Here is a 12,926-nt window from a genome sequence, read left to right on the forward strand (position 1 = left end):
CTCCGGTTACTCGATGACCATGTCGTCCGACGCCATCGTAATGCGTTTCAGACGCTCCAATAAGACGTTCCAATCAACTCGAGGATTATACCCCATCACATCGATTCTCGGCAGGCCGCCGCCTTTGACGATGTAATAACCCTGCTCGGCCGGCTCTACGCCTGTCAACTGGCACACGCCATTATGCAAATAACAGCCGATGCCGAGACGCTCGTAGCCGAAAGTCTCGAAAAAACCTAAAAAGGTTCTTGAAATCAAGTCGGTAGCCCCGCCTCCGCCGATACTGGCTAAATTTTCGACTGCGGTTTGGCTGATTCGGCGACTCGAATCGTCATCATCCGACGTGCCTAACCATGCAAAAAAAGTCACTGGTTGCCAATTTTCCAAATAGAGATCGCGAACAAAACCGGACAAGCGCCCTTCGATACCGCCGAATTTAAATTTGCTCGTCAATTGTTCCAGATCTAGATTATCAATCTCGATTGAGCCATACACTTGAGAAAACTCACTGAATAAGCCGGAAGATGCCAGTTGGCTGATCGCAATCCGACCGTCGAACACATCAATCGTCAACTCGCCATCCAAAGTAAGCTTATTTTCCCGGTAATCGACGCCGGGGATTTTGCCGCTAATCGTTCCGCTCATCGGCGTCCAGTCCAAGGCCTGCGTCAACTCTTCCAATAAAATATCTTCCAATTCGCCGATAAAAAACAAATCGTGCTCGTCGTTATCGCGTGCAGTCCAATCGAAACGATCGATAGCTAGAGCACCGCCAAGTAACGGTAAGCGCGTTTTATTTAATAGGCGAAACGAGGTCGCTTCGGTCAAAAACGATATTTTAGCCGAGTCAATCGGCACATTACCCAGTTGTAACTGTTGCCAAGCAAAGACCGAAGGTTTAGCAGGACCTTCCCGAGCGGACCAATGCAGCGACCCGATTCCATCGGTTAAAGCCAAGCGAGATTGACTGTCGCTTACGTTCAAACCATCGATATCCACAGCTAGGTCGAGCAACGTATTATTATGTATCGACGTGTCGGCGCTTAAACGCCCGGACAGACGCATGCCTTCTGCCGGCGTACCTAAGAGCAGCGAATCGAGATAAGTGCCGAATACAGACTGCAAATTTTCCGCATGGACAAAAAACCGTCCCTGCTCGAGACTCAAAGAAGGAATCATTTTAACCTGACCGCTTCCGGATACCTCGAATACGCCGGGGTGGCGGAAATCGACATGCACGATGTCCACTCGCCGCGAATCGACATGCCAAGTACCCGCGCTATTGATCGAGACAGTTTCAGGCGGCAGCTCGACAAACCAGGGCTCGAGATACAAAGCGCCCTTGGCGAATTCGATGCGGCTCAGCCATTGCCAGTTGCCCGTCACCGAACCGGCCCGGAAAGACCATACAGCATCGATATCTTCGCCGGCAAGACTACCGTCCGTTGCCTGTCCGGATAAACCCTTAAGTCTGGCATAGACGGAAAGCTTATTTAATTCGATTCCAGGCCCTTCGGCAGAGATATCGATATCGACACGCCCTGCGCCTATCTGAAAATCATCGGAATCGATAAAAGGTTTGATGGCGCCGCTTTGCAAGCCGCGCGAATTGACTTGAAGCGTCCAGCGCTCGTCTTCGACCGAGGCATGCACGTCAATTTCGCCGCCGCCGGCTTTGAGCCGTTCAATGCGTACTTCACTACGGTGGGTTCCGATACTGAAACGAAAATCGAAAGCCGGCGATTGTAACCAAGCGCTATTGATTTTCGCCCGGCCTTTGAAACAATGGATTTCATCATCGCGCCAACTGAAATCCGAACATTCGATACCGACGAATGTTATTTCATCGAAGGGCGCGGGAAGCCCGAGAGATTGCACCGATAAAACGACATTTTGAGACGGCGCCGCAAATTCGGACAACCGAATATCAACACCTTCAAGCAGCCAACCTTCCGCTTCGAACGTAGCTATTGTCAAGCCGACCGAATCCAATGCCATTACTGTTGAAGACATTAACAAACACGAGGAAATTCCAAGCGTTTTCATGGGACATAGTATACTCATCCTAGATGAAAATTCGGCGCCTGGGTGTCTGCTAAAGGACGCCGTGAACCCAGCACCTAAATTATCAAAGGAAGTTAACCATAGCCAACGAGCTATGGAATTTAGGTGCTGGGTGAATACGTCCATGTAGGCCCTATGCCAGCTCCATGCTGGCAAAGCCTTTATCAGACACCCAGACGCCTCCTCTGGCACTGCCGAAATTTGAAGTGCGAAAGGTATAGCTAATAGCCTTAGATCAACCGGGAAAAACACCGGTCGATAAGTAGCGGTCGCCACGATCGCAGATAATTACAACAATCACCGAATTTTCAACTTCTGCAGACAACCTCAATGCAGCAGCAACGGCTCCGCCCGACGATACCCCGGCAAAAATACCCTCCTCGGTCGCCAGCGCCCGCATCGTGTTTTCGGCGGTTGCTTGATCGATATCGATAATTCTATCGACGCGGCTTCGGTCGTAGATTTTCGGTAAATATTCCTTCGGCCATCGCCGAATACCGGGAATTTTCGAATCGCCTTCCGGCTGAACGCCCACGATTTGAATCGCGGGATCTTGTTCTTTTAGATAGCTCGATGTCCCCATGATAGTCCCGGTCGTACCCATCGAGCTGACAAAATGCGTGATACGGCCTTCGGTATCGCGCCAAATTTCAGGACCGGTACCTTCATAATGCGCGCGCGGATTATCCGGATTGGCAAACTGGTCGAGAATTCGGCCTTTTCCTTCACGCTCCATTTGCCGGGCCAAATCAATTGCCCCTTCCATGCTCGATGCGGATGGCGTCAAGATGATCTCGGCGCCGTAAGCCTTCATCGATGCCCTACGTTCCTCGCTCATGTTATTCGGCATGATCAAGGTCATTTTATAGCCTTTAATCGCGGCCGCCATGGCCAATGCGATACCGGTATTGCCGCTGGTCGCCTCGATCAAGCGATCGCCCGGCTTGATTTCCCCGCGCGCTTCGGCATGCTTGATCATACTCAGCGCGGGCCGGTCTTTTACCGAACCGGCAGGGTTATTACCTTCCAGTTTGGCTAAAATAATATTCGACGAATCTCCGGGCAAGCGTTGTAATTTAACCAGGGGAGTATTGCCTACACAGGATTCTATCGTTTTAAAAGTCATGTCTGAATTGTCTAAAGTAAAGTTATTGCTGTGAGGAAAATAAAGCTAAGGATTTAGACCTAAATAAAACGTCCCTGCCAATAGCGTCTATTTTCGAGCTCTTGAAAAGATTTTCCGGCTAAGCCTTACTGTCGATCGAAGGCGGCTCTAGCGGTATTTCGAATGCGAACAGACTGCCATAGCCTTCGCCTTTCGATTCAGCCCAAATTCGCCCGCCATGGTGCTCGACAATGCGCCGGCATAAGGCCAAACCCATTCCGGTACCCTCGAACCGCGTTCGCGGTTGCAAGCGACTGAAAAAAGCGAACAAACGATCAATCTGCGCCGGATCGATGCCAATACCATTATCCTTGATACGCACTTGCCAAACGCTATTGTCCCGCTTTGAAGTTATTTTCAAATGCGGTTTATGTCCTTCGCAATATTTAACCGCATTGCCGATCAAATTCTGAAACAAACGAATCATTTCATCCGGACTCGCATACACTTGCGGCCATTCGCCGTCGATATCAAGGATCGCCTTCGACTCGTTGATAATGGCTGCCAATACATCGAGCGACTCATTGAGCACCTCGAGACTTTCTACCCGGCGCATTGCCTCGGTTTTACGACCGACACGGGAAAACTCGAGTAATGACATAATCATCGCATCCATGCGTTTAGCCCCTTCAAGCACGAAATTAAAATTAAGCTGACCGTCTTCGTCTAACTTACCCCTCAAATCGTTCGCTAAGAATTGCAAATGCCCAATGATGCTTCGCAAAGGCTGACGCATATCATGAGAAACGCTGTACGCGAATTGTTCGAGATCGGCATTCGACTGCTGCAAGGCTTCAGTTTTCCGTTCGAGCTGCTCGGTCGCATGCCGCCGCTCCATTTCACTCGCGGCGCGCGTTGCAAATACTTTCAATAGAGACAACAAAAAATCGGGGTTATCGATCGGCTTGAGACCCATCACCCCCATATGCCCCAAAAATTGGCCCTGACTATCCGACAACGGTATCCCAACATAACTTTCTACGGCATTTTGTTTTAGCCAAACATCATCCGGAAAATACTCGGCGACTTTTTCGGAAAACACGCTAATCTGCTTTTTAATGACATTCTCGCAAGGCGTGCCGCAAATATCGTAACTAAAATTTTCGCCGACCGTTTCACCGTTCCAAAACGCGATCGTTCGGGCTTTTCGAAAATCGCTACTATCTATTTCGGCAACGAATGCAAAACGCATGTTCAACACGCTCGCCAAGCATTCAACCAACGACGCAAAAAAGGTTTCCCCGACCACGGACGATGTTCCTTTAATAATCGCCTCCAGTGTGTTACGCGTTTGCGTCAAAAGCTCGGTCTTCTGAAACACTCGCCGACGTTCCGCCTTCAATTTCTTATTGACTCTCCATAGCCCTAAACTCAATAGCGAGATCAAAGCAGCAATGACTAGGGCTGCGATAATTTGCAGCGAATAACGCCGCCAAACATCCTCAAGCGTAAAACGAGGCGGCGAATCGAAAGGAGGTAAACGCAAGTCTCGCAACAAATCCGCCACGGAAGTGTAATCGGTCGGAATAGTAAAACCACGAATTGCTAATTGGTGCGTAACCTCGGTATTGTCGGTTAATAAGAATAGAGCGGCTACAACACGACGAGCCAACGTTTCGTTAATATGCGGCAAAGAGGCAATAGGCCATTCGGGAAACAAACGCGTCGATATCGCAGCAGGAAAATCGGGTAAATCTTGACGATTTAGTACATGCACTCGGGCCAGGTCGAGTTTTCCTTGCAGAGCCATCGACTCGAGCACACCGCTACGCACAAAACCGACCTCGGCATCGCCGTTAAATACGGCTTCTATGACCCGGTCATGAGGCATCCCTGTTACCAATGGCTTAAAATCCTGACCGGCATATAAATTATTTTTCATTAATTCATGAGCCTGCATTTGATAGCCGCCCAGCGATCGGGTCGTGGCGACGGCAACCGTTTTTCCGCGCAAATCGGACAAATGTCTAAGTTCTTCACGATCGGCCAGTGTAAAAATCACGCCGCCAAATGCCGAAAGCGCTTGACCGCCCTCGCTTTTAACCAACGTTGCCAAAGGCGCCGATAAACCGCTTCGGTAAGCCATTAACCAATAATGCGATGGATTCGTCAAAATAAAATCGATTTGACGCGTCGCGACTGCCTGCTCCAACTCTTCATAACTCATTGCCTCGACGCTAAACTCGCAATCCGGAACCGCTTGATTCAAAATATGCGCTAGCGGTTGATATTGCTTCTGAATATAGTCTTTGGAACGATACGCCAAGACACCTATTTTCAAAGGATCGGCCAAAACAGTTGACTCAAAAAGAATGCACAAAAAAGCTAGCCCGACACAACAAGAAACGTGATTGTAAATCCCGGCAAATTTTTTCATCGGACCATCCTGCATCCGACAAACAATATCAGTCTTCGGCAATTCATACGCCTTCTTACTGATCTCTCAAGCGTTGCAACCAAGTTTCCGCCGGCTCGGGTTTACCGTATAGGTACCCTTGATAAATCACTCTGCCGCGAGCTTTCAAAAAGTCGCTCTGCGCTTGAGTTTCCACCCCTTCAGCCACTGCCTGTAAACTCAAATGTTCCGCGACCGCTAAAATGGTTTCGACCAATGCGGCATCGTTAGGGTCGGTCGGAGCATCTTGTATGAAACTTTTATCGATTTTTATTTCATGTATCGGCAAGCGTTTTAAATAAGCCAAGCTCGAATAACCGGTGCCGAAATCATCCATCGAAAAATGAATGCCCATCGTCGACAATGTAGTCATTTTAGCCACGACATCTTCGAGATTACCGATCATCAACCCTTCGGTCACTTCCAGAACCAAATGCGTCGGATCGGCACCGCTCAGCGTCAATTGCCGTTTTATTTCCGCCACGAAATCCGAACGTTCGAAATGCCTCGGACTAATATTTACCGAAAGCCGAATCGAACGGCCTTCGCCATCGAGTTCGGCCAATATCCTGCAAACCGAACCGAGCATCCAGCGATCGAGCGCTACTATCAAATCGGTGGCTTCGGCCAGCGGAATAAATACTCCGGGCATGATCAAGCCTCGTTCGGGATGCTGCCAACGCACCAGAGACTCCGCTCCAACCTGGACACCGTCGCTATCGACCTGTGGCTGCAAATAAAGTTTGAGTTGCCCTTCGGCGATCGCCGTACGCAATTCGCCTTCGAGCTTGAAACGTTCCTTGACCGCATCCCCCATCGCAGTTTCGAAGAACACAACACGTCCTCCGCCTTCGGTTTTGGCGCGATGCATGGCCATATCGGCCTGACGTAATATATCGATTGCTGTTTCACCGCTTCCTTCGGAACACAGTGCGATTCCGACCGCAGCATCGAGATGCAATAGCTCACCGTCGACCTCGAACCCACCTCGCAATTCGGCTCGCAATTTTTCCGCCAGCGCTAACGCTTCTCGTCCGAATGCTTCTTGCGTAGGCGATTGGCGCGTCAGTAAAACGGCAAACTCGTCGGAATCCAACCTTGCCAATAAATCATCATCACTCAATGTATCAAACAAACGGGTAGCGACGGTTTTAAGCAATTCATCGCCGATCGCCAGTCCGCGAGCTTCATTAATATCCTTAAAACGGTCAAGATTTAATAAAAGCACGCCGGCGCATCGCCCTTTCCGATCTATGCTAATTAAGGTTTGTTCCAATTCCTTCAAGAACAGAGCACGGTTGCCTAGACCGGTCAACGGGTCGCGCCACGCCAATTTTTCGGCCGCCTCTTGCGCACGCCTGATTTCGCTTAGATCCGCAAATACGGCGATATATTGCGTCACGTTCCCTCGTTCATCCCTAACCGCACTGATCGTTTCCCATTCCAGAAACATCTCTCCGTTCTTGCGTCGATTCCAGATTTCGCCGGCCCATTCTCCTTTATTCCGCAATGATCGCCACATCGAAGCCCAAAACAATTTACTATATCGCCCGGAGTTTAACAGGCGTGGGTTTTTTCCTTGCACTTCGGCTTCGGTATAACCGGTAATGCGCGTAAAGGCCGGATTAACAGCAATAATGTTTGCATCGGGATCAGTCACCATGATCGCTTCACCGGCCGTTTCAAAGACACGCGTGGAAAGTCTATGACGCGCCTCGGCTTGTTTACGCTCGTTAATATCGCGTCCAACCACGACTAAGCCTTTGCGGCGACCATCTTCATGAAACAAGGGAATCTTAAGAATCTCAAACGTGCGCGAAGATCCGTCGGGACGAGGAATTTCTTCTTCAACTCTGCTCATAACTCCGGCTTGCCAGGCTTTTTCGTCGCTGGCTTCACAGGCCAAAAAAGCCTCCTTGTAAAAGTCTTGGTAAACCGCTAACTCTGAGTCTTTTTTTCCTCGATAATCGACATGCTCCAAACCGAACAATTTCAAATCGTAATCGTTCGCTTCGAGCCAACGCCCTTCGCCATCCTTAAAGCAAACGATATCCGGCAGCGCATTGATTAACGTCCGCAAATGCATGCCGGTTTCAGCCAAACGTTGCTCAAGGCGGACGCGACTAATCGCATAACGAATCGCGCGCACCAATCCGTCAGTTTCGAAACGACCTTTGACTAAATAGTCCTGGGCTCCGCTATCCAATGTGCGCAATGCGAATTGACTATCGTCATTACCGGTCAAGACAATCAATGGCAAAATTCCGGCGACTTGACGAACCGCATCTACGGTATCGAGCCCACTCGAATCGGGCAAGGTCAAATCGAGCAAAACCACATCGAGCGAACGGTCCTGCAACAGACGCTTCGCTTCGGTCAAGGTTGTCGACCAAATAATTTCGAAATGGACGTCCCGAGACGCACGTAAAGCCTGACGGACCAAATTAGCATCGCCGGGATCGTCTTCCACCATTAATATTCGATAAGACCCGGTTTTTGCCATCATTTGTTAAACGTTTGAAGGGTAATCATCATTGGAAGTAATTATAAAGGTATCCGAAAAAAAATTTTCATTGGTTTTTATTTATCGCTTTTGCTACTTCTTTTCGATCAAAAAACCGATAAAAAATAAGAGCTGTGCGATATATATAACGAGATAAGACACTTGTAAAATGAAACGAATAAACTAAGCTCTTCTGTATACCTATCGGAGATCAAAATTCGGCACCGGGGTGCCTTCTAAGGCACTGCCGAAATTTGAAGTGCGGAGGGTATATAAATAAACATAAGAAAAATCGATCTCGTAACGCTCCGACGCATTCTTTACAGCCTACCCTTGCAATCCGAGGCACCGCCCGAACACCTGCTTAGAAATTACAGTATGACTCACGGATGATCGTCTATCTTGCCTATTGATACTTGACTACCCGGACACCTATCCCCATGCCGTTTAGAACCGATTACGACTACTCCACCGAAGAAAACATTCAATTTATGCATCGCATCGTTAAACTCATGATGCGGCATAAAATCACCCCAACCCCAATCAATTATGCCGTATTTTACGAATATACAGCGAGTTACAATGACAACCTCAAGGCCGCTGTCGATCAACTCATTGCCGAAAATGATCCTTTCGATATGGAGACCGGCCTAGCTTTATATAAAAAACATATCTGTCATGCGGCACTGGTATCGTTCGACAAAATCAATCAAGATATACAAAGGATCATTAATCATACCGAAAAATCGGTTAATGAAACCCAGCAAAAAGCATCCGAAGCCAGCGATAGTTTCGAGGAAAAATCGATACGCCTGGAAAGCATAACGAATTTGGAAGAATTGAAAACCGTGCTGACCGAAATTGCCGGTGAAACAAAGAGTTTAATTGACACCAGCGATCATTTTAAGACACAACTGGAAGCCGCTAATCAAGAAATGGAGCAGCTGCGCAAGGAACTTTCAAAAGTCAAGGAAGCGGCGACCGTCGATGCTCTTACCGGACTATTGAATCGCGGAACATTTGATGAAACGCTAACCAACCTCCTCGAGGAATCGAGCGACAAAGACATTTGCCTCACACTATTGGATCTGGACCACTTTAAGCAGGTCAATGATAAATTCGGACATTTAATCGGCGACAATGTGTTGAAATTCACCGCATCGCTACTGAAAAAGTATAGCGAAAAACATCATTATGTTGCTCGTTACGGGGGTGAGGAACTGGCCATCATCATGCCCGACACTTCATTATCCACAGCGCAGGATATTGCCGAAAAAATCAGAACATCATTACAAAACAGCAAACTAAAGCGCAAAAATAGCAACGAATCGATCGGCACCATTACGTTATCGATCGGTATCGCGGCTCGAAAACAGAGCGACACAATGGAAAGTCTTATCTTACGCGCCGATCAGGCCCTATATAAAGCCAAAAAAACCGGGCGTAACAAAGTTATTTGCGAATGGGCCATGGATGGAATCGGTCATTGTTGACGAGAATACCCCGAGTCTCCTTATCGATAATCTAAAAATCGTCAGTACAATCAATATTCTAAATCCGGCAATTTAACCATGAACCAGATGAAGTTCATGAAGTCTTTCAATGGTAATTTTGAATAACACTTTAGGGAAGCACAAATTATCTGCATAGGCAGAATATGCTATTGAATTAACTTCTTATTTCTTCATCAACTTCATGGTGAGATGCTTTTTCTAGGTATACGGTAACGCACACATTTGGTGCCATGTTGCACTAGCAATGACTATCCATGCACTAAATCATGCCATCGTTTGCCAAGAAAAAAAACGCGTCTCCGTCACTCTCAAATCTAAAAAAACCTATCTTCCTGTTATTATTGAATTATTAATTACGATTACGTAAGAATATCAATGTTGGCATTACATTTGCTTAAATATCAATAAATCTCCGACGATGGAGCAACTGACAAGCTCACTGTCGAGCAAACCGGACAAAGGCGTCTCTCATGCGATAACTCTCCTATCGCATGGCAGACGCCTTTTTTTTGCCTGAATTTTATATTTGCGGAACCAACCATGAACTCAAACTTAGTATCCAACGATAAACGACGACCGACCATATTGGCGGCTACCGCAGCCTTTTTACTTATGGCAAGCACGAATGCTGCTTCGGTAGAAAACATCGAAAAAGAAGACCTGAAATTGGGTTTCATTAAGCTAACCGATATGGCGCCATTAGCCATCGCCTATGAAAAAGGCTATTTCGAAGATGAAGGCCTTTATGTGCAATTAGAAGCCCAAGCTAATTGGAAAGTATTGCTCGACCGCGTCATCAACGGCGAGTTGGACGGCGCGCATATGCTGGCGGGACAACCCTTGGGCGCGACAATAGGCTTCGGCACGAAAGCCGATGTGATTACCGCATTTAGCATGGACCTAAACGGCAATGCCGTGACCGTTTCGAACGACATCTGGCAACAAATGAAACCTCATGTACCAATGCAAGACGGCAAGCCGGTGCATCCAATCAAAGCCGAATCTTTGAAACCGGTGATCGAAAAATTCAAGGCCGAAGGCAAACCGTTCAACATGGGCATGGTATTTCCGGTTTCGACGCATAACTACGAACTGCGTTATTGGCTGGCGGCCGGCGGTGTTCAACCCGGTTATTACGCGCCGCCGGGCGAAACGGTCGGACAACTCAATGCCGATGTGCTGCTGTCGGTCACTCCGCCGCCGCAAATGCCGGCTACGCTCGAAGCCGGCACGATATACGGTTATTGCGTCGGTGAGCCTTGGAACCAGCAAGCGGTGTTCAAAGGCATCGGGGTACCCGTCGTGACCAATTATGAAATTTGGCGAAACAACCCGGAAAAAGTATTCGGTGTCAGTAAAACCTGGGCCGATAAAAACCCGAACACGCATTTGGCAGTCGTCAAGGCACTGATTCGCGCGGCTATTTGGCTCGACGCCGAAAACAATAAGAACCGCATGGAAGCGGCCAAGATTATCTCCGACAGCCGTTATGTCGGCGCCGACTACGAAGTGATTGCTAACAGCATGACCGGATCTTTTGAATATGAAAAAGGCGATGTCCGTTCGCTGCCCGATTTCAATGTATTTTTCCGTTATCACGCCACGTATCCCTATTACAGCGATGCAATCTGGTTTCTGACGCAAATGCGCCGCTGGGGCCAAATCAACGAATACAAATCCGACGAATGGTTCGTAGAAACGGCTAAAAAAGTCTATCGCCCCGATATCTATAGAGCCGCCGCAAAAGAATTGATTGCCGAAGGCAAAGCCAAGGCAAGCGATTTTCCGCCTGAAAACGAAACCGGATTCAAACCGCCGCAAGCCGATTTTATCGACGGCATTGTTTACGACGGCAGCAAACCGAACGAATACCTAACGAAATTCACAATCGGCCTGAAAGGCAAAGAAATATTGAAAGACGGAAAAATCAGCCAATGACGGCGCATCGCTCCGAATAAACCAAGTAAGGATTTGGTCGTCAATAACTTTCCCATCCTATGGAGGGTTCGGTAGCTCGATTGGCAGGTGTCGGCGGCAGGGAAAGCCGCCGTCAAGCCTACACGGACGTATTCACGGCGTCCTGCCAAGCGAGTTGCCGAACCCTCAACAAAACTCATAGCAATAGGACGTTATTTATCACTAAATCCTAAATAAAGAACAACCCCTTCCGATAGTGACATCGAATGTCGCCTAGGTGCAAGGATGCGCCATTTTTTTAGACATTCACGCCCAAACATGACCGTTAGCTAGACAAAGAGGTTCGCCATGTCGACTACATTAATCAAATTTTTCAACGTGACCGGGCTGACCTGGTTCGTCCCGTTCGTCAAGCTTTGCGCCGGCGAAAATCCGCAGCAGCAAATGCGGCAAATCGGTTTGACGATCATCGTGCCGATACTGGCTTTCGTCGTATTTCTTGGCCTTTGGAATGCCTCGGCCGTAAAAATCCAAACCAGTTTGGGGGCAATCCCGGGACCTGAAGCGGTATGGCAAGAAGCGCAGGGACTGATCGACGCCCATCATGCCGAAAGAAAAAAAATGGCCGCATTCTACGAGCGCCAAAAAATCCGCAATCAACAAAAGTTGGCGCGCGACCCGCAAGCCGAAATCAAAACACGGCCCTATACCGGAAAACCGACTTACTTCGATCAAATTTTGACCAGTCTTTATACCGTATTCACGGGCTTTATCATTGCAACGTTGATTGCTGTGCCGCTCGGTATTCTTTGCGGCATGAGCCCTGTCATCAATACCGCGATCAATCCGATGATTCAGATTTTCAAACCGGTTTCGCCGCTCGCTTGGTTGCCGATTGTGACGCTGGTTGTCAGCGCGGTCTACATCACGACGGACGATTCATGGTTCGAAAAAGCCTTTTTGACCTCGGCGATTACCGTCACGCTATGCTCGTTATGGCCGACGCTGATTAACACCGCGGTCGGCGTATCGTCGATCGACAAGGATTTGGTCAATGTCGGCAAAGTCCTTCGTCTTAACTGGAGCACGCAGATCAAGAAGATCGTACTGCCCTCGGCCTTACCTTATATCTTCACCGGCATGCGCATGTCGCTTGGGGTCGGCTGGATGGTGCTGATCGCAGCCGAAATGCTCGCACAAAACCCCGGCCTCGGAAAGTTTATCTGGGACGAGTTCCAAAACGGCAGCTCGAATTCCTTAGGCCGTATCATGGTCGCGGTATTCACGATTGGTATCATCGGTTTCATGCTGGACCGCGTCATGCATTCGCTGCAACAAGCCTTCTCCTTCGGCAAAACACTCTGACCC

7 protein-coding genes are annotated in these 12,926 nt (G+C 48.5%); 3 read left to right on the forward strand and 4 right to left on the reverse strand.

What is annotated here, in order from left to right; all coding sequences use genetic code 11:
- Window positions 1-6 precede the first annotated feature (6 nt).
- The 4 genes from WJM45_RS12540 to WJM45_RS12555 form a co-directional block, all read right to left on the reverse strand.
- Window positions 7-2,013: a C4-dicarboxylate ABC transporter gene (locus WJM45_RS12540; protein WP_341325437.1), complete on the reverse strand. Its 2,007-nt coding sequence runs from the start codon at window positions 2,011-2,013 to the stop codon at window positions 7-9.
- Window positions 2,014-2,299: 286 nt separating this feature from the next.
- Window positions 2,300-3,190 (reverse strand): cysteine synthase CysM, encoded by an 891-nt coding sequence (cysM, locus tag WJM45_RS12545; protein WP_341325438.1) that lies wholly within the window; start codon window positions 3,188-3,190, stop codon window positions 2,300-2,302.
- 118 nt (window positions 3,191-3,308) lie between these two features.
- A complete protein-coding gene (locus WJM45_RS12550; protein ID WP_341325439.1) occupies window positions 3,309-5,522 on the reverse strand; it encodes a PhnD/SsuA/transferrin family substrate-binding protein in 2,214 nt (737 codons plus the stop codon).
- 139 nt (window positions 5,523-5,661) lie between these two features.
- Window positions 5,662-8,130 carry an EAL domain-containing protein gene (locus WJM45_RS12555; protein WP_341325440.1) on the reverse strand — a complete coding sequence of 823 codons (2,469 nt, stop codon included), beginning with the start codon at window positions 8,128-8,130 and terminating at the stop codon, window positions 5,662-5,664.
- Between the two features lie 437 nt (window positions 8,131-8,567).
- Between WJM45_RS12555 and WJM45_RS12560 the strand changes: the two genes are divergently transcribed.
- The 3 genes from WJM45_RS12560 to WJM45_RS12570 all read left to right on the forward strand — a co-directional run bounded on the left by WJM45_RS12560 (window position 8,568) and on the right by WJM45_RS12570 (window position 12,923).
- Window positions 8,568-9,620 (forward strand): GGDEF domain-containing protein, encoded by a 1,053-nt coding sequence (locus tag WJM45_RS12560; protein ID WP_341325441.1) that lies wholly within the window; start codon window positions 8,568-8,570, stop codon window positions 9,618-9,620.
- A 561-nt stretch (window positions 9,621-10,181) separates the two neighbouring features.
- On the forward strand, window positions 10,182-11,579 hold the full coding sequence (locus WJM45_RS12565; RefSeq protein ID WP_341325442.1) for a CmpA/NrtA family ABC transporter substrate-binding protein: 1,398 nt from the start codon (window positions 10,182-10,184) through the stop codon (window positions 11,577-11,579).
- A 327-nt stretch (window positions 11,580-11,906) separates the two neighbouring features.
- On the forward strand, window positions 11,907-12,923 hold the full coding sequence (locus tag WJM45_RS12570) for an ABC transporter permease (protein WP_341325443.1): 1,017 nt from the start codon (window positions 11,907-11,909) through the stop codon (window positions 12,921-12,923).
- Window positions 12,924-12,926 lie beyond the last annotated feature (3 nt).

It is taken from the genome of Methylotuvimicrobium sp. KM2, from assembly GCF_038051925.1.
GTDB lineage: Bacteria > Pseudomonadota > Gammaproteobacteria > Methylococcales > Methylomonadaceae > Methylotuvimicrobium.